At 32.2% G+C, this 19,476-nt stretch carries 20 protein-coding genes and 1 pseudogene; 9 read left to right on the top strand and 12 right to left on the bottom strand.

The window, feature by feature from the left end:
• Window position 1: 1 nt before the first annotated feature.
• The 7 genes from trpC to HMPREF3247_RS09330 all read left to right on the top strand — a co-directional run bounded on the left by trpC (window position 2) and on the right by HMPREF3247_RS09330 (window position 7,511).
• Window positions 2-784 carry an indole-3-glycerol phosphate synthase TrpC gene (gene trpC / locus HMPREF3247_RS09360; protein WP_001566620.1) on the top strand — a complete coding sequence of 261 codons (783 nt, stop codon included), beginning with the start codon at window positions 2-4 and terminating at the stop codon, window positions 782-784.
• Window positions 784-1,416, top strand: coding sequence for a phosphoribosylanthranilate isomerase (locus tag HMPREF3247_RS09355; protein WP_000768192.1), 633 nt, complete (start codon window positions 784-786; stop codon window positions 1,414-1,416). The genes trpC and HMPREF3247_RS09355 overlap by 1 nt, the downstream gene beginning before the upstream one ends.
• Window positions 1,409-2,623, top strand: a complete 1,215-nt coding sequence (gene trpB, locus HMPREF3247_RS09350; protein WP_001041362.1) for a tryptophan synthase subunit beta — start codon at window positions 1,409-1,411, stop codon at window positions 2,621-2,623. The genes HMPREF3247_RS09355 and trpB overlap by 8 nt, the downstream gene beginning before the upstream one ends.
• Window positions 2,616-3,344, top strand: a complete 729-nt coding sequence (gene trpA / locus HMPREF3247_RS09345; protein WP_000163627.1) for a tryptophan synthase subunit alpha — start codon at window positions 2,616-2,618, stop codon at window positions 3,342-3,344. The genes trpB and trpA overlap by 8 nt, the downstream gene beginning before the upstream one ends.
• A 321-nt stretch (window positions 3,345-3,665) precedes the next feature.
• On the top strand, window positions 3,666-4,928 hold the full coding sequence (gene femA, locus HMPREF3247_RS09340; RefSeq protein ID WP_000673309.1) for a glycine glycyltransferase FemA: 1,263 nt from the start codon (window positions 3,666-3,668) through the stop codon (window positions 4,926-4,928).
• Between the two features lie 18 nt (window positions 4,929-4,946).
• On the top strand, window positions 4,947-6,206 hold the full coding sequence (gene femB / locus HMPREF3247_RS09335; protein ID WP_000673098.1) for a glycine glycyltransferase FemB: 1,260 nt from the start codon (window positions 4,947-4,949) through the stop codon (window positions 6,204-6,206).
• A 537-nt stretch (window positions 6,207-6,743) separates the two neighbouring features.
• Window positions 6,744-7,511, top strand: coding sequence for a Cof-type HAD-IIB family hydrolase (locus HMPREF3247_RS09330; protein WP_001213013.1), 768 nt, complete (start codon window positions 6,744-6,746; stop codon window positions 7,509-7,511).
• Window positions 7,512-7,558: 47 nt separating this feature from the next.
• Here the strand turns inward: HMPREF3247_RS09330 and HMPREF3247_RS09325 are convergent, their stop codons facing one another.
• From HMPREF3247_RS09325 to HMPREF3247_RS09295, 7 genes are all read right to left on the bottom strand, one after another.
• Entirely contained in the window at window positions 7,559-8,032 is a 474-nt protein-coding gene (locus HMPREF3247_RS09325) for an SWIM zinc finger family protein (RefSeq protein ID WP_070866235.1), read from the bottom strand.
• A 123-nt stretch (window positions 8,033-8,155) separates the two neighbouring features.
• Window positions 8,156-8,857, bottom strand: coding sequence for an ABC transporter ATP-binding protein (locus HMPREF3247_RS09320; protein WP_000571259.1), 702 nt, complete (start codon window positions 8,855-8,857; stop codon window positions 8,156-8,158).
• A complete protein-coding gene (locus HMPREF3247_RS09315) occupies window positions 8,850-9,623 on the bottom strand; it encodes an ATP-binding cassette domain-containing protein (RefSeq protein WP_064130022.1) in 774 nt (257 codons plus the stop codon). The genes HMPREF3247_RS09320 and HMPREF3247_RS09315 overlap by 8 nt, the downstream gene beginning before the upstream one ends.
• The gene (gene nikC / locus HMPREF3247_RS09310; RefSeq protein ID WP_000548936.1) at window positions 9,610-10,440 is read right to left on the bottom strand and encodes a nickel transporter permease; all 831 of its coding nucleotides are present in this window, start codon (window positions 10,438-10,440) and stop codon (window positions 9,610-9,612) included. Before nikC ends, HMPREF3247_RS09315 begins: the two co-directional genes overlap by 14 nt.
• On the bottom strand, window positions 10,433-11,419 hold the full coding sequence (nikB, locus tag HMPREF3247_RS09305; RefSeq protein WP_000469951.1) for a nickel ABC transporter permease: 987 nt from the start codon (window positions 11,417-11,419) through the stop codon (window positions 10,433-10,435). Before nikB ends, nikC begins: the two co-directional genes overlap by 8 nt.
• A gap of 170 nt (window positions 11,420-11,589) precedes the next feature.
• Window positions 11,590-11,775, bottom strand: a complete 186-nt coding sequence (locus HMPREF3247_RS09300; RefSeq protein WP_001791844.1) for a hypothetical protein — start codon at window positions 11,773-11,775, stop codon at window positions 11,590-11,592.
• A complete protein-coding gene (locus tag HMPREF3247_RS09295) occupies window positions 11,723-12,067 on the bottom strand; it encodes a 6TM ABC transporter family protein (protein WP_000171793.1) in 345 nt (114 codons plus the stop codon). Before HMPREF3247_RS09295 ends, HMPREF3247_RS09300 begins: the two co-directional genes overlap by 53 nt.
• Before the next feature lie 204 nt (window positions 12,068-12,271).
• On the opposite strand from HMPREF3247_RS09295, the gene pepF reads away from it, so the two are divergent.
• Window positions 12,272-14,086 carry an oligoendopeptidase F gene (gene pepF, locus HMPREF3247_RS09290; protein WP_000077571.1) on the top strand — a complete coding sequence of 605 codons (1,815 nt, stop codon included), beginning with the start codon at window positions 12,272-12,274 and terminating at the stop codon, window positions 14,084-14,086.
• A gap of 139 nt (window positions 14,087-14,225) precedes the next feature.
• Here the strand turns inward: pepF and phoU are convergent, their stop codons facing one another.
• From phoU to HMPREF3247_RS09265, 5 genes are all read right to left on the bottom strand, one after another.
• Window positions 14,226-14,867 carry a phosphate signaling complex protein PhoU gene (gene phoU / locus HMPREF3247_RS09285; RefSeq protein ID WP_000974847.1) on the bottom strand — a complete coding sequence of 214 codons (642 nt, stop codon included), beginning with the start codon at window positions 14,865-14,867 and terminating at the stop codon, window positions 14,226-14,228.
• Between the two features lie 6 nt (window positions 14,868-14,873).
• Window positions 14,874-15,725: a phosphate ABC transporter ATP-binding protein PstB gene (pstB, locus tag HMPREF3247_RS09280; RefSeq protein ID WP_000079447.1), complete on the bottom strand. Its 852-nt coding sequence runs from the start codon at window positions 15,723-15,725 to the stop codon at window positions 14,874-14,876.
• A 46-nt stretch (window positions 15,726-15,771) separates the two neighbouring features.
• Entirely contained in the window at window positions 15,772-16,689 is a 918-nt protein-coding gene (gene pstA, locus HMPREF3247_RS09275; RefSeq protein WP_000450297.1) for a phosphate ABC transporter permease PstA, read from the bottom strand.
• Between the two features lies 1 nt (window position 16,690).
• Window positions 16,691-17,617 (bottom strand): phosphate ABC transporter permease subunit PstC, encoded by a 927-nt coding sequence (gene pstC / locus HMPREF3247_RS09270; RefSeq protein ID WP_000204619.1) that lies wholly within the window; start codon window positions 17,615-17,617, stop codon window positions 16,691-16,693.
• Between the two features lie 190 nt (window positions 17,618-17,807).
• Window positions 17,808-18,791: a phosphate ABC transporter substrate-binding protein PstS gene (locus HMPREF3247_RS09265; protein WP_000759232.1), complete on the bottom strand. Its 984-nt coding sequence runs from the start codon at window positions 18,789-18,791 to the stop codon at window positions 17,808-17,810.
• Between the two features lie 547 nt (window positions 18,792-19,338).
• Here HMPREF3247_RS09265 and HMPREF3247_RS14470 point away from each other — a divergent pair.
• Window positions 19,339-19,476 (top strand): annotated as a pseudogene (locus tag HMPREF3247_RS14470) (transposase); the annotation flags it as partial.

Genomic DNA, 19,476 nt, shown 5'->3' with positions numbered 1-19,476 from the left:
TATGACGATTTTAGCAGAAATTGTTAAATATAAACAGTCACTTTTACAAAATGGCTATTATCAAGACAAACTTAATACCTTGAAAAGTGTGAAGATTCAGAATAAAAAAACTTTTATAAACGCAATTGAACAGGAACCAAAGCTAGCAATTATTGCAGAAATCAAATCGAAGAGTCCTACAGTTAATGACTTACCTGAACGAGATTTATCGCAACAAATCTCAGATTATGAAAAGTACGGTGCAAATGCCGTGTCCATTTTAACTGATGAAAAGTACTTTGGTGGTAGTTTTGAAAGATTACAAGCATTGACGACAAAAACAACATTACCCGTATTATGCAAAGACTTTATTATAGACCCGCTTCAAATTGATGTTGCTAAACAAGCTGGTGCATCTATGATTTTATTGATCGTTAACATCTTATCTGATAAACAATTGAAAGATTTATATAACTACGCTATATCGCAAAATCTAGAAGTGTTAGTTGAAGTACATGATCGCCATGAATTAGAACGTGCCTATAAGGTTAATGCTAAATTGATTGGTGTAAATAACAGGGACTTAAAACGATTTGTTACAAATGTGGAACATACAAATACTATTTTAGAAAATAAAAAAACAAATCATTATTATATTTCTGAAAGTGGTATTCACGATGCATCTGATGTAAGAAAAATCTTGCATAGTGGTATCGATGGCTTACTAATAGGTGAGGCGCTTATGCGTTGTGACAATCTATCTGAATTTTTACCACAACTGAAAATGCAAAAGGTGAAGTCATGATGAAATTGAAATTTTGTGGCTTTACATCAATAAAGGATGTTACAGCGGCCAGTCAATTACCTATTGATGCGATAGGTTTCATCCATTATGAAAAAAGTAAAAGGCATCAAACAATTACCCAAATAAAAAAGTTAGCGTCTGCTGTTCCAAATCATATCGATAAAGTATGTGTCATGGTAAATCCTGATTTAACAACAATTGAACACGTATTAAGCAATACGTCAATTAACACAATACAGTTACACGGCACAGAATCTATTGATTTTATACAGGAAATTAAAAAGAAATATTCAAGCATTAAAATCACTAAAGCTTTAGCTGCAGATGAAAACATAATCCAAAACATAAATAAATATAAAGGGTTCGTAGATTTATTTATTATCGACACACCCTCAGTGTCGTATGGTGGTACCGGTCAAACATATGACTGGACTATTTTGAAGCACATAAAAGACATACCTTATTTGATAGCAGGAGGCATTAACTCTGAAAATATTCAAACAGTTAATCAACTTAAATTATCACATCAAGGTTATGATCTTGCATCAGGTATAGAAGTAAATGGGCGAAAAGATATAGAAAAAATGACAGCAATTGTAAATATTGTGAAAGGAGATAGAGACAATGAATAAACAAATACAAACAGAAGCAGATGAATTAGGTTTCTTTGGTGAATATGGAGGGCAATATGTTCCAGAAACATTAATGCCAGCAGTTATTGAGTTGAAAAAAGCTTATAAAGAGGCAAAAGCAGACCCAGAGTTTCAAAGAGAACTGGAATACTATTTATCAGAGTATGTAGGACGCGCGACACCACTTACATATGCTGCATCATATACTGAAAGCCTAGGTGGCGCTAAAATATATTTGAAACGAGAGGATCTAAATCATACAGGCGCCCATAAAATTAATAATGCGTTAGGTCAAGCGTTGCTTGCTAAAAGAATGGGCAAGAAGAAGCTTGTTGCTGAAACTGGTGCGGGTCAACATGGTGTAGCTAGTGCTACGGTTGCTGCATTATTTGATATGGAACTTGTTGTCTTTATGGGAAGTGAAGATATTAAAAGACAACAACTTAATGTATTTAGAATGGAATTACTTGGTGCAAAGGTTGTGGCAGTTGAAGATGGTCAAGGGACTTTATCGGATGCAGTTAATAAAGCATTGCAATATTGGGTAAGTCATGTAGATGATACACATTATTTATTAGGTTCTGCATTAGGTCCAGACCCGTTCCCAACGATTGTTAGAGATTTTCAGAGTGTGATTGGTAAAGAAATAAAATCACAGATATTGAAGAAAGAAGGTCGACTTCCGGATGCAATTGTAGCATGTATCGGTGGTGGCTCAAATGCAATCGGTACATTTTATCCATTTATTAAAGATGATGTTGCATTATACGGTGTTGAAGCCGCAGGTCAAGGCGATGATACTGATAAACATGCACTTGCAATTGGCAAAGGATCACCTGGCGTATTACATGGTACTAAAATGTATTTAATTCAAGATGAAGATGGGCAAGTGCAACTAGCACATTCTATTTCAGCAGGACTTGATTATCCTGGTATTGGACCAGAACATTCTTATTACCACGACATTGGTAGAGTAACTTTTGAAAATGCTAGTGATACACAAGCAATGAATGCTTTAATCAACTTTACAAAACATGAAGGTATTATACCTGCAATTGAAAGTGCACATGCACTGAGTTATGTTGAAAGACTAGCGCCTACGATGTCGAAAGAAGATATTATTGTAGTAACTATTTCTGGACGTGGCGATAAAGATATGGAAACAATTAGACAATATATGGTAGAGCGAGGTCTTGCAAATGACTAAATTATTTATACCTTATATTATGGGCAATAAAGATTTGATTGAAAATGCAACATTGTTGAGTGAAAATGGTGCAGATATAATTGAAATTGGAGTACCTTTCTCTGATCCGGTTGCTGATGGTCCAGTTATCATGGAAGCAGGTCAACAAGCGATTAAACAAGGCATCACGATAGATTATATTTTCAATCAATTAGAAAAACATGGTGATCAAATTAAGTGTAACTATGTATTAATGACGTATTATAATATTATTTGTCATTATGGAGAACAAGCGTTTTTTGAAAAATGTCGAGATACTGGTGTCTACGGCTTAATTATTCCTGATTTACCATATGAATTATCGCAGCGTTTAAAACAACAATTTAGTCACTATGGCGTCAAAATCATATCGTTAGTTGCGATGACTACTGATGACAAACGTATAAAAGATATCGTATCCCATGCGGAAGGCTTTATTTATACTGTGACGATGAATGCGACAACAGGGCAAAACGGTGCGTTTCATCCAGAATTAAAACGAAAAATTGAGTCAATTAAAGCGATAGCCAATGTGCCAGTTGTCGCAGGATTTGGTATAAGAACACCACAACATGTTGCAGATATAAAAGAGGTTGCAGATGGCATCGTCATTGGTAGCGAAATCGTTAAGCGATTTAAATCTAACACGCGTGAGGAAATCATTAAATATTTACAATCTATCCAACAAACATTGAATAATTAAGTTTACTTGATTTAAAAAAATTAGTCGAATACTGTTTGAAAAATTGAAAAACGGTGAATTATAAAATTGAATAGAAATGATACAAAAGTAATATGAGCAAACCTAAACGTTCATATTACTTTTTTTGAAATTGTATGCAAAAATCTAAATATTACTATAAAAGTATACGCAATTAAAGCGTTTATGTTTTAGTTTTAACATTAACTATTGTATACTTATTTAGATTAGATTTATTATTTTTGACATTTGCAGAGGGGAAATAGAAAAACTGCAAATACGGAAATGAAATTAATTAACGAGAGACAAATAGGAGTAATGATAATGAAGTTTACAAATTTAACAGCTAAAGAGTTTGGTGCCTTTACAGATAGCATGCCATACAGTCATTTCACGCAAACTGTTGGCCACTATGAGTTAAAGCTTGCTGAAGGTTATGAAACACATTTAGTGGGAATAAAAAACAATAATAACGAGGTCATTGCAGCTTGCTTACTTACTGCTGTACCTGTTATGAAAGTGTTCAAGTATTTTTATTCAAATCGCGGTCCAGTGATCGATTATGAAAATCAAGAACTCGTACACTTTTTCTTTAATGAATTATCAAAATATGTTAAAAAACATCGTTGTCTATACCTACATATCGATCCATATTTACCATATCAATACTTGAATCATGATGGCGAGATTACAGGTAATGCTGGTAATGATTGGTTCTTTGATAAAATGAGTAACTTAGGATTTGAACATACTGGATTCCATAAAGGATTTGATCCTGTGCTACAAATTCGTTATCACTCAGTGTTAGATTTAAAAGATAAAACAGCAGATGACATCATTAAAAATATGGATGGACTTAGAAAAAGAAACACGAAAAAAGTTAAAAAGAATGGTGTTAAAGTAAGATTTTTATCTGAAGAAGAACTACCAATTTTTAGATCATTTATGGAAGATACGTCAGAATCAAAAGCTTTTGCTGATCGTGATGACAAATTTTACTACAATCGCTTAAAATATTACAAAGACCGTGTGTTAGTACCTTTAGCGTATATCAACTTTGATGAATATATTAAAGAACTAAACGAAGAGCGTGATATTTTAAATAAAGATTTAAATAAAGCGTTAAAGGATATTGAAAAACGTCCTGAAAATAAAAAAGCGCATAACAAGCGAGATAACTTACAACAACAACTTGATGCAAATGAGCAAAAGATTGAAGAAGGTAAACGTCTACAAGAAGAACATGGTAATGAATTACCTATCTCTGCTGGTTTCTTCTTTATCAATCCATTTGAAGTTGTTTATTATGCTGGTGGTACATCAAATGCATTCCGTCATTTTGCCGGAAGTTATGCAGTGCAATGGGAAATGATTAATTATGCATTAAATCATGGCATTGACCGTTATAATTTCTATGGTGTTAGTGGTAAATTTACAGAAGATGCTGAAGATGCTGGTGTAGTTAAATTCAAAAAAGGTTACAATGCTGAAATTATTGAATATGTTGGTGACTTTATTAAACCAATTAATAAACCTGTTTACGCAGCATATACCGCACTTAAAAAAGTTAAAGACAGAATTTTTTAGGAAGGGAATTATCAAAACATGAAATTTACAGAGTTAACTGTTACCGAATTTGACAACTTTGTACAAAATCCATCATTGGAAAGTCATTATTTCCAAGTAAAAGAAAATATAGTTACCCGTGAGAATGATGGCTTTGAAGTAGTTTTATTAGGTATTAAAGACGACAATAACAAAGTAATTGCAGCAAGCCTTTTCTCTAAAATTCCTACTATGGGAAGTTATGTTTACTATTCGAATCGTGGTCCAGTAATGGATTTTTCAGATTTAGGATTAGTTGATTATTATTTAAAAGAGTTAGATAAATATTTACAGCAACATCAATGTTTATATGTTAAATTAGATCCGTATTGGTTATATCATCTATATGATAAAGATATCGTGCCATTTGAAGGTCGCGAGAAAAATGATGCCTTAGTAAACTTGTTTAAATCACATGGTTACGAGCATCATGGCTTTACAACTGAGTATGATACATCGAGCCAAGTACGATGGATGGGCGTATTAAACCTTGAAGGTAAAACACCCGAAACATTGAAAAAGACATTTGATAGTCAACGTAAACGTAATATTAATAAAGCGATAAACTATGGTGTTAAAGTCAGATTCCTTGAACGTGATGAGTTCAATCTTTTCTTAGATTTATATCGTGAAACTGAAGAGCGTGCTGGATTTGTATCAAAAACAGATGATTATTTTTATAACTTTATTGACACATATGGAGATAAAGTATTAGTACCATTAGCATATATTGACCTTGATGAATATGTGTTAAAGTTGCAACAGGAATTGAATGACAAAGAAAATCGTCGTGATCAAATGATGGCGAAAGAAAACAAATCAGATAAACAAATGAAGAAAATTGCAGAATTAGATAAGCAAATTGATCATGATCAGCATGAATTATTGAATGCAAGTGAATTGAGCAAAACGGACGGCCCAATTCTAAACCTTGCTTCTGGCGTTTATTTTGCAAATGCATATGAAGTGAATTATTTCTCTGGTGGTTCATCAGAAAAATATAATCAATTTATGGGACCATACATGATGCATTGGTTTATGATTAACTATTGCTTCGATAATGGCTATGATCGTTATAATTTCTATGGTTTATCAGGTGATTTTACAGAAAACAGTGAAGATTATGGCGTATACCGCTTTAAACGTGGATTTAATGTACAAATCGAAGAATTAATAGGGGATTTCTACAAACCAATTCATAAAGTGAAATATTGGTTGTTCACAACATTGGATAAATTACGTAAAAAATTAAAGAAATAGATGTAAATGATGTTAGGGCTTATAGTTATTGATACTATAGGCTCTTTTTTATATGTTTTTTAATAAAGCCTCGAATAATGATATATTAAATGACAAGTTTAACAAGTGATTGCAATAAATATAAATATGAATTGCACAATCTATTTGTAAATGATTGAGTTGAGTATACTTTTTAATTCATTCAATATGACTCAAAACAAGCCAATATGTATTATATTTTTGGTGAATAAACCTTAGCATAACAATTTATGTCTGATTATATATGTGTGTGTTTGCAAGTGTGTGATATCAAATGTCATATTTGTCTAATTGTAATTTATAAAATGCATGAGCAATGATTGCTGTAACAAATTCTAGCAAAGTATTCAGTTATATAAGTCCCCTTATGGAATTTCACATTCTAGTTTACATAATATATATTATAGGAAGTTATATGTGTGTGACGCAAAAGGTACCCTACATCATAATCATTATCTAATATCGCCGCATAACTTACTTATGCTATAATCATGATATTATATTGTTTGGAGTGATTTGATGAGATTTGTCTTTGATATTGACGGTACGCTTTGTTTTGACGGCCGATTAATTGACCAGACTATTATTGATACATTGTTACAGTTACAACATGCTGGTCATGAACTTATATTTGCATCAGCACGTCCGATTCGTGATTTGTTGCCAGTTTTACCATCAGTATTTCATCAGCACACATTAATTGGCGCAAATGGTGCTATGATTTCACAGCAATCAAAGATTTCTGTTATCAAACCAATTCATACTGATACATACCACCATATCTTAAAAATAATTCAAAAGTATGAGTTAGATTATATTATTGATGATGATTGGAATTATGCTGCACAACTTGACGCTGAGAACGCGATTTTTGAGCGTTTAGATCCACATAAGCTGGCCAGTTGTATTGATGTTGCAAATATCAACACGCCAATCAAAGTTATTTTATTAAATATAGACCCGGCACAAATTACAACTATATTAGACGAGCTAAATAAATACCATCAAGAATTGGAAATGATTCACCATTCAAATGAGTATAACATTGATATAACAGCGCAAAATATTAATAAATATACTGCATTACAATATATATTTGATGCAGATGTTAAATATATAGCATTTGGTAATGACCACAATGATATTGTCATGTTACAACATGCTAGTAGTGGCTATTTTATAGGACCATCAGAAGCATACACACACGCAATATTGAAACTTGATAAAATCAAACACATCAATAATAATGCACAAGCTATTTGCAAAGTCTTAAAATCATATAAATAAAAGCACCCCTATCAAATGATAATCATTATCAATCGATAGGGGCTATTTTAATAAAATTCGTCCTCGAACATTTCTTCCTCTTCATCTAATCCAAATAATTCTGCCATTTCTCCATGTTCAATTAACATGTTTAAATATGCATCGCGGAGTTCTTCTTCACTCATATCATTAATCATTTCTTTAAGACTATCAATCCACATATTTCTGCGTAATTGATAGTCTTCTTCAACTTCGTTTAACATCATTATATGTTTATTTGCTGCTTCTGGACTAGCTGTAAAGAGTAATGCAATCATATGTTTACATATCACTCGTCTTCCATCAGCATGAGGACAATTACATTTGGATTTTCTAGGATGTTCCATATCAATATAACAACGATATACTTTGTTGCCACTGCCCTTTACTTCAGCCTCATGCTGCGTTTCTGAAAATGATTTTAAGTTAATGACGCATTCACTTTGATAATAATTAAAGCCTCTTTCTATAGAACGAATACCTGCAATATCAAGTAATCCCATTAATGATACTCCTTTTTATTATTATTTTTAAATAAAGAAAATAAAATCGATAAGTGTCTAGATTAATATACTTGATTCATCTATATTTTATAACAAGTCTAGAATTATCGCATTCTTAAATAGCTAATATGAAAATGTTTGCACTAATTCTTTTGTATAAGGGTGTCTATCAACATTAAATAATTCCTCTATTGCAAAATCATCGACTATCATGCCATCCTTAAGAACGATAATTCTATTAACTAAGCGTTGTAACACGGATAAATCATGAGAAATAACGATAAAATGATTTAAGTTCGTAATCGTTTGCGCTTTTAATATATTGATTACATTTTGTTCAGCTATAACATCTAAATTTGAAGTTATCTCATCACATATTAAAACGCGAGGCTGTGCTAATAACGAACGCATGACATTAAATCTTTGTAATTGTCCGCCACTCACTTCGCTTGGTAATTTAGTCAATAATTGCGCGTTTAACTCAAAAGTAGATAAATGTTGTAATAATAATTGATCCTGAGCAGTATTATCAGTTAGGCCTCTGTAATAATATAACGCTTCTTTTAATGAGGTCTCAATCGTCCAATCAGGGTTAAAGCTAGTTAAAGGGTGTTGGAAAATCGTTAACACAGCATTATCACTTAAGTAAATTTCTCCTTTAACAGGTTTAAACAAGCCAAGAACCAATGAAGCGAGCGTACTTTTACCACAGCCACTTTCGCCTAAAATACCAACATTTTCTCCATCAGGTATAGTAATATTGATATCTTGTAGCACCATCTGCTTTTTATTATAACCAAAAGTCACATGTTTTAACTCAATCATAGTAATCCCTCTTTAATTGTGTTCTATATTTAATTAGACGTTCAGTATACGGATGCAAATGCTCATACTTGAAATGATTAATATTACCTCGTTCAATGATTTGACCTTCTTTTAAAACATAAATGTACTGACAATATTTCAATACATGACTTAAGTTATGTGTGATAATAAATAATGTTTGACCATGTTCTAATACAATATGCTGTAATAAATCCATCACTTGATTACCGTTCAAAGCATCCAATGATGCAACTGGTTCGTCTGCAATGATTAATTTAGGCTCCAACATGAGAACGCTTGCCATGTAAACGCGTTCAAGTTGGCCCCCAGAAAGTTGGAAACTATATTTATTTAATATATCTTTGCTTTGTAAATTAACCCACGACAAAGCCTTGTCAATTTTTGACAAAGCCTCTTCTTTACTACTTTTATAATGCTTACGATAAATCGCAGTTAACTGTTTACCTAATTTAGTATGGTCGTTAAAACTTTCTGCATAATTTTGAGAAATATAACCAATTGTATGACCATAATATTGACTCAATCTACTAATATTTTCTCCATCAAATTGGTACGAATCATACGTGCAGCTTAAATCAAATGGTAAATATTCAAGTAAGGCTTTAGCAATCAAACTTTTCCCAGCGCCGCTCTCTCCAATCAAGGCATTAATCTGTTGACTAAAAATTTTCAAATCAATCCCTTTAATAAGATATTTCTTACAAGTATTCTTTATTGTTAAATTTTGTATATCAATGAGACTCATCATATTCACCTCGTTGTTTTAGCAATCTATCTCTTAGCGCATCTCCGGTTAAATTAAAAATTAAAATAGTTATAGCAATGACTGAAGCAGGTGCAATCAACATAATTGGATGAGACGAAATAAAATCACGACCTTGTTGCAACATAGCGCCCCACTCTGGTGTTGGCGGTTGTGCACCTAACCCAATAAATGATAGTGAACTTATATATAAAATGATTTTACCGAAATCAACGACCATCAAAACGATAATAGCCGGTATAATTTTAGGTGTTAAATGACGTATTAATATTGTTCTTGTAGGTACATGAAATAATTGTGCCATTTTTATATAAGGCTTATTCATTTCGCTATTAACTATACTTCTAGTCAACCTTGTGTAATTCATCCATTTTATTACTGTAATTGAGATAACTAAATTCCACAAAGATGGTTGAAAAAAGCTTGCTAAAGCAATCATGATGATAAATTCTGGAATACTTAGACCAACATCAATAAACCTTAACACTAATCGTTCAATCCACCCTTTTTTATATCCGGCAAATAGACCTAGTGTAACACCTATGACAACGATAGCTATTAATGTTAAAACAGTAACAAACAATGTTGAACGTGCACCGATAATAATTCGGGTAAATAAATCTCTCCCATAATCATCAGTTCCTAATAAATGCAACCAACTAATAGGTTCAAAAGTTTGTGATAAATTGACTTTGGTTGCATTTTCACTACTGACAAAGAATTGCAGTACAATTACCACAAAAATAAATGCAACGAATACAAAAAATATCAGGTTATTCTTTGAAAATATTTTATGCATGACGGTCACTACTTTCTGATATCAATGGTGTATTGGTTTTGTTTTTTGGATTTCCTAATTGTAAACGCTGCTTCGGATCAAGTAATAACGTTAATAAATCAGCAATCGTATTGATAATAACAACGAAGAAGCCAATAAATAACACGCATCCTTGAATAACAGGATAATCTCGAGATTTAATACTATCCATTAATAGATAACCAATACCAGGTATATCAAATAAATTTTCAATCACTACAGTACCACCTATTAGACTGCCAAGTGAAATCCCTAGTAATGGGATAATCGGCAAAATTGTTGGTTTTAGTAAATCATGAATTAAAATATAACGTTCATTCATACCGCGTAATCTTGATGCTTGTACGATATTACTTTGCAATAACATCAATAAATTAGAACGCACTAAACGAATGATGTATGCACACATACCTAAAGATAGCGTGATTACAGGTAATATAAACTGACTTAGTATAACGCTATCTATATTCATTAAATTTGTGACAATAAATAATAAAATAATACCGATAAAGAACGCTGGTAAACTAATCGATAGTGTTGAGATCACTCTAATCACTTTATCCGTCCACTTATGAAATCGTTTGGCTGCTATAATGCCGAGCGGTATAGATATGCATAACGACACTACTAATGTTGAAAATGATATGAGTAATGTTATGGGTGCATAGTTGAATAATATCTGTGTTACCGGTTCTTTTGATTCAAAACTTTTTCCTAAATTAAAATGTAATAAATGATTCATCCAATGCCACCACTGTACCAATAAAGAATCATTTAATCCCAATTTATCTTTGGTTGCATTTATTTGTTCCGTCGACACTTGTGCTACATCAAGATGTAATATTTTATCAACAGGATTGCCTGGTGATAATTTCATTAAAATGAATGTAAGTGTAGAAATAACAAATAAAACAACTATCATTTGCATCAGTCTATACAACATAGACTTTATTATGAACATAATAGTCCCCCTCCTTGTGTAAGTTACTAACACTTTCTTTTTACATGAGAATGGCGCATGTATATGCAACTTACATATTAAGAACCAACGTTCATTATAGTATTATCCATAAAGAAATTGAAGTATATTTAATTTTTTAACAAAATCATTATAAAATATAATATTTTGAATCAAGTCAACCATGTAAAATATAAAAAAGTCAAAACAAAAACAACTATAGCACTGTATTCCATCTCTTTCGAAATAATTGTTACTGCAGTGTAACTTAAAAGTCGATGATTTTGTGCATATAGTTGTCGAATATTATTTTTTATCTTTACGGCGAAGTTCAGCGCCCTCATAGCCGTATTTTTCAATTTGCTTTTCTAATTTACGCGCTTTTCTTTCTTTACGCCAATTTCTAGTAAAATACCATAATAGAAAACTAATTAATAAACTCATAATCGCTAAAAATGCAGCGTATCCTAATAATGGTTGATATTTTATATCTTGAAAATTTGGAATAAAAAATGCAAGCACACCTAATATAACAAATGTAATTACTGCAGATACAAACCATTTATTTAAAACTAAGCAACAGAATATTGTTAATAAAATCATTATTAATGTTGTGATCCATAAATAATTAGGCAAATCGAATAATGTCATATTCATTCTCCTTTTATTTCATTACTTTCCTTGTATACATTTTATTATAAATTTTTAAAAACTTAAACAATAGCAGTCAGTTTCAAGCAATATTCTATCTACTATTAGAAAAATCATTGTTCCTTGCGACATGGAAATCGTAACATTATCGTTTAGGAGACAAAATTATGTATAATGAATGTATTATACCAAAGGAGTGATTATATGTCTCAAGGTTTACCTTTAAGAGAAGATGTTCCTGTTTCAGAAACATGGGATTTAGTAGACTTATTTAAAGATGATCAACAATATTATGAAAGTATTGACGCTCTAGTACAACAAGCAAATCAATTTCATCATACATATGCAACAACATTAAATTCAATCGAACAAATTAATACTGCTTTAGCTGAATTAGAAAATATTTTAATTGCCTTAGATCGCTTAAGTAATTATGCAGAACTACGTTTAAGTGTAGATACTAGTAATATCGAGGCACAAGTATTGAGCGCTAAATTATCTACTACATACGGTAAAATTGTTAGCCAATTATCATTTGTAGAGTCAGAAATACTTGAATTACCAGAAGAAATACTTCAACAATTAGAAGAATCATGTCCATATCAACACTATATTAAACAGTTAATAAAACAAAAGCCATTCCAATTATCTGCGTCGGTAGAACAAGTATTAGCAACTTTATCACCTACGCTAAACAGTCCTTACGATTTATACGGCACGACAAAAATGCTAGATATTACATTCGATTCATTTGAACATGATGGTACAACGTACCCTGTCGACTATGCTACGTTTGAAAATGATTATGAAGATAATAAAGATCCTGAGTTTAGACGTAAAAGTTTCAAATCGTTTAGCGATGGGATTCGAAAATATCAGCATACTACCGCGGCTACATATAATATGCAAGTACAACAAGAAAAAATTGAAGCTGATTTACGTGGATTTGAATCAGTCATCGATTATTTATTACATAGTCAAGAAGTAACGCGTGATATGTTTGACCGTCAAATCGATATGATTATGCGTGACTTGGCACCAGTTATGCAGAAATATGCTAAACTTTTACAACGTATTCACGGATTAGATAACATGCGTTTTGAAGACTTGAAGATTTCTGTAGACCCTGATTATGAACCAGAGATTTCAATTGAAGACTCAAAAAATTATATTTTCGGTGCGTTAAGTGTTTTAGGTGATGACTATACAAACATGTTACGTGAAGCATACGATCAGCGATGGATTGATTTTGCACAAAATAAAGGTAAAGATACAGGCGCATTTTGTGCAAGTCCATACTTTACACATTCATATGTGTTTATTTCTTGGACTGGTAAAATGGCTGAAGCATTTGTCTTAGCACATGAATTAGGTCATGCAGGTCATTTTACATTAGCTCAAAAACATCAACCATATCTTGAATCAGAAGCATCAATGTACTTTGTTGAAGCCCCTTCTACAATGAATGAAATGTTGATGGCCAATTATTTATTTAACACAAGTGATAATCCAAGATTTAAGCGTTGGGTTATTGGCTCAATTTTATCTAGAACATATTATCATAATATGGTTACCCATTTATTAGAAGCTGCTTATCAACGTGAAGTGTATCACAAAGTAGATCAAGGTGAATCTTTAAATGCGCCGACATTAAATGAAATAATGCTAAATGTTTATAAACAATTTTTTGGAGATGCAGTAGACATGACTGAGGGTGCTGAATTAACATGGATGCGTCAACCTCATTACTATATGGGATTATATTCGTATACGTATTCTGCTGGCTTAACAATCGGAACTGTCGTTTCTCAAAAGATTAAAAATGAAGGCCAACCAGCTGTTGATGCTTGGTTAGAAACATTGAAAAAAGGTGGTAGTGTATCACCTGTCGAACTTGCAAACATTGCAGGTGTAGACATTACTACAGAACAGCCACTTAAATCTACAATTCAATATATTTCTGATTTAGTCGATGAAGTTGAAAAATTAACAGATGAAATTGAGCAAGCAAATAACTAAGATGCGAGACAATTTATAGTAGAACAATATAAACCAAGATTTTCACATTACTAATTGTGAGAATCTTGGTTTTTTTGAGGGTTTATGAATGATAGAAATATATATTTATCGTAAGGGATTTTATAGTAATAACTTTAAGTTATTGTTCGTAATGTGTACCTGTTAAATAAAAATAAACACTTTCAGCGATGTTAATAATATGATCACCAATACGTTCTAAATGTCTTGCTGCTAAATGAGCTTGTGCAGCGACAAATGGATCGTTATCAATAAGATACGTTGCGTTAATAATATGACTATATAAGTCATCGATATCTTCATCACGCTCAATTATTTCTCTTATTAATACGGTATCTTTCTTTTTAAATGCTTGATCTAAGTCCTTTAACATTAACATAGCTAATTTACCCATTGTCTTTAAACGGGTTAACACATAATCATCTGTAATCTTTGTACGCAATCGAATATTGGCAATACTCGATGCATTATCTCCTATTCTTTCTAAATCGGAGGCGATTTTTAATGAAGAAATCATCATACGCAAATCACTCGCAATGGGCTGTTGCTTTGTAATTAACATGATAACTCGCTCATTAATATCATAATTTAATTGATTGATATGTTTATCGTTTTTAACTGTTTGTCGTGCAAAGCCTCTATCGTCAATACTTAATGATTTTATACCATTTTCAATACTCACATAGACATTTGCACCTAACCGACGTAATTCCTTTATTAAATCATCAAGTTGCTCCTGATATCGCTGTCTAATTATTGCCATTATATATCAACCAAACCTTCCTGAAATATAATCTTCTGTTTTCTTGTTTGATGGGTTAGAGAAAATTTTATCAGTATCATCATATTCATTGACATAACCATTTAAGAAAAATGCAGTTTTATCTGATACACGAGCTGCTTGTTGCATATTATGTGTAACCATAATAATTGTATACTTTTCTTTTAGTTCTTGAACCAACTCTTCTACTCTTAATGTTGAGATTGGATCTAATGCTGATGTCGGTTCATCCATTAAAATGACTTCAGGTTCAATTGCTAAACAACGCGCGATACAAACACGTTGTTGTTGCCCACCGGATAAACTATATGCATTTGTGTGCAACCTATCCTTTAATTCATCCCAAATTGCAGCGCCACGTAATGATTTCTCAACGATTTCATCAAGAACTTTTTTATTTTTAATACCGTGAATCTTTGGACCGTAAGTAATATTATCGTATATTGATTTTGGAAATGGATTAGGTTGTTGAAAGACCATGCCCACATTTGTACGTAATTGTTCTTTAGAATATTTTTGATCAAAAATGTCTTGATCTCGATATAATATTTTACCAGCTGTTTTCACAGAAGGTACTAACTCAACCATTCGATTCAAAGTTTTAATATATGTTGATTTGCCACAACCAGATGGACCTATAATGGCAGTAATTTGGTTTTCATAAATATCTAAATTAATATTTTGTAATGCATGATTTTCGCCATACCATAAGTCTAAATTTTGTGTTGAATATATAACAGAATGTGAGTTTGTATCATCTGGTGTTTTATGATGACTTTGTGAGACATCAAACGTATGACTTTGAGATATTTGTTTAGTTTGTGCAAGTGTTTGCGCCATATTTAAAACTCCCTTTTTAATAGATAAATGAGATTGATTGTTTAAATTAGAATTTTTTACTAAATTTGTTACGTAAAATAATCGCAACGCCATTCATTAAGATTAAGATAACTAGTAAAACGATAATGCCTGCCGATGCAACATTCTGGAATTCTTCTTGAGGCATTTTCGCCCAAGTAAATATTTGGATTGGTAATGCTGAAAATTGATCCAATATACTTCTAGGTGTTGCCAATAATATAGTCGGTATACCGATTAGCACAAGTGGCGCTGTTTCTCCCAGTGCTCTTGAAAGAGACAAAATGAATCCAGTTAAAATACCAGGTAACGCTGCTGGTAAGACAACACGTCTTATCGTTTGCCATTTATTAGCACCTAAACCATAAGAAGCTTCGCGTACTGAGTTAGGTACAGCTCTAATTGCTTCCTGACTTGAAACAATAATAATTGGTAATATCAGTAAGGTCATTGTTAGCGCTGCTGCCAATATACTGTTACCCATTTTCAAGGCTTCAATCCCCGCACCACCAACGAACAAAGTGTAACCTAATAACCCAAATACAACTGATGGTACACCAGCTAAATTGGAAATACTGATTTTAACAAACTGAGTAAATTTGTTGTTTTTCGCATATTCTTCTAAGTATATAGCTGTACCTATTCCTAGGATGATTGATAATGGAATGATACTTAACATTAACCAAAGTGAACCGATTAACGCGCCTTTAACGCCAGCCATAGATGGTGTTGAAGAAGAAAAATTAGTGAAAAACTGTAAATTTAAATGACTTACCCCTTTAATCAATGTTTGAGTTAACAACGCAATAAGTACGACAAGTCCTAATAATGTACATGCTAAAAATATGAGTTTGAACACTTTATTTTTAACCGTTCTGGATGATAAATGTTTTTGGACAAGTTGTTGATCGACGAGTGATTGTCTATTATTATCTGTCGTTTCCATATTAATACTCCTCCCTAAAACGCTTAGAAATCCACTGAGAAAGTAAATTCATGATTAAGGTAAAGATAAATAGTGTGAACCCTACAGCATAAATACTGTAATAAATATTTGATCCAAATGTTGCATCACCTGTCGCTATCTCAACAATATATCCAGTCATTGTTTGAATCGAACTTGTTAAACTTAATGAAGCTGTTGGCGAACTACCTGCCGCTAATGATACAATCATCGTTTCTCCAATTGCTCTTGAAATCGCGAGAACGATTGAAGCTACAATACCTGATGTTGCTGCGGGAAGTACGACTTTAGTTGCTACTTCTAATTTAGTTGCTCCAAGTCCATAGGCACCTTCTCGAATTTTATTTGGTACAGATGCCATTGCATCCTCACTCAAACTTGTGATGAGAGGGACAATCATAATACCGACAACTAAGCCGGGACTTATAGCATTAAACTCTCCAAGACCTGATATGAAAGATCTTAATACTGGTGTAACAAAGGTTAATGCAAAGAAACCAAACACAATTGTTGGTATTCCTGCTAAAATTTCTAATATCGGTTTAATTATGCGTCGTGCACGGTCACTTGCATATTCACTTAAATAAATTGCTGCACCAAGCCCGACTGGAACTGCAAATATAGTCGCAATAACTGTGATTTTTAAAGTCCCTATTATCAATGCCCAGATACCAAACTTAGGGTCTGAACCGGTAGGATTCCAAGTAGTAGAAAATAGAAATTCAGTTATTGGAATTCTGGTGAAAAAAGTGATGGTTTCTAAAAGCAATGTGATTAATATACCTAGTGTTGTTAAAATGGAAATCGCTGAAATTGCGGCTAAAATAACTGGTATAATTTTGTCATTATGCTTCCCTTTTTTATTAATATTTTTTTCGATTAAAGCTTTAACATTAGTAGATGAAGTCATAATCAAACCTCTTTCTATTACTCCCAAAATAATTAGATTTGTAAAATAATGATGAACCACTATTTTAAGTTGATAAGCTTGTAGACTAACTGAATGTCAAAATCAGCGTCTCGATAAATCAAGCTTTGTACTCTAAATAATGATTCACCATCAAAATCATGTTTCAAGACACATTTGAAATTGCGTCTTATTATTTTTTGTCTTCAGACTTTTTATCATCAGATTTCTTGTCGTCTGATTTTTGATTTTTATCAATAAATGCTTTTAAATCATCTAATTGTGATTTGTATGTTTTCTCTGGTGCTGCTACATATCCAGCTTCTTCAGCTGCTTTACCTTTATCTTCTAAGACGAATTTGATAAATTCTGACATTACTTTATTATCTTTCAATGCTTTTTCATTTACATAAATGAATAATGGTCTACTTAATGCATAAGAGTTATCTTGAATTGTTTTTTTCGTAGGCTCTGTTGCTTTACCATTTTCATCTTTGATTTTAACTTCTTTTAATTTATCTTTATTTTGTACGTAGAAGTTATATCCAAAGTATCCGATTCCCTCTTTGTTTTTCGTTACAGAAGAAACGATAGCATTTGTATCAGCATTTTTTTCTGCTTTAATATCTTCTTTATTCATTACTTCATTTTCGAAGAAGTCATAAGTACCATGACTTGAGTTTGGTGATACAGCATTTATTTTTTTATCTGGCCATTTACTATTAACATCTTTCCATGTTTTAGCTTTTCCAGAATAAATTGCTTTTAATTGCTGTTTGTCTAATTCATCTACAAAATCATTTTCTTTATTTACAGCAACCGTTACACCATCTTGCGCAATTTTAAATTCTTTGTATTTGATATTCTTATCTTGTAATTTTTGCTTCTCTTCATCTTTAATTGGTCTAGAAGCATCAGCGAAGTCGATATCTCCTGCAATGAATTTTTGGAAACCAGCACCTGTACCAGCTTGTCCTGCTGAGATTTTAGCATCCGAGTGATCTTGAGCCCATTTTTCATTTAATTTCTCCACAATTGGTGCTACTGTTGATGAGCCATCACCTTTAGCTTCCCCTTTTAAATCACTATTACCACTGCCACCATTACCGCCACCACAAGCACCTAATAATAGTGTTGCACCTAAAGCTGTAGTACCAACAAATTGCCATTTTTTCATTGAAATATCCTCCCTGTATGAACAACAAATAGTATTTGTATTGATTACATCTTTATCTTAACCTTGAATTATTAACCTCATTTTTAGAAACTGTAAATGTTACATAAAAATTTGTTAAGAAAATGTAAATATTAATTTTTGTTAATCTAAAAAATATTGCTTCATTAGTAAAATTAAAATGCTTCCTGAAAAATTATCGAAATTTAAATATGTACACAAAAAATGAGGCTGGGACATAAATCCCTAAAAAAACAGCAGTAAGATATTTTCAATTAGAAAATATCTTGCTGCTGTTCTCTATTTATACAATACTTCGTATTGAATGGCTTCGCTTTGCCCGTCTGGCACATTACTGTAAAATTCTATAAATAGAATTTTTGATGACGGGTCCCTTCCTATGGTGCCGTCTCAGCCACCCCAACCGGCACATTGTTGTAAGCTGACTATATGTCAGCTTCTGTGTTGGGGCCCCTGTCTTCGACTGGCACTGCTCCCTCAGGAGTCTCGCCATTAATACTACGTATTAACATGTAATTTTACTTTGAAATACATTAAAGCCCAAATTAATCAAAAGCTTTCTGAACCAGAAACGAAAAAAATCTATAGTCATAGAAAAATTTATGTAGAGCCTGTTTTTGGATTTATGAAGGTTATTTTGGGTTTCACTCGAATGTCAGTTCGAGGA

It is taken from the genome of Staphylococcus sp. HMSC36A10, from assembly GCF_001838845.1.
GTDB classification, from domain to species: Bacteria; Bacillota; Bacilli; order Staphylococcales; family Staphylococcaceae; genus Staphylococcus; species Staphylococcus aureus.
This window is presented reverse-complemented; position numbering and strand designations above follow the sequence as displayed.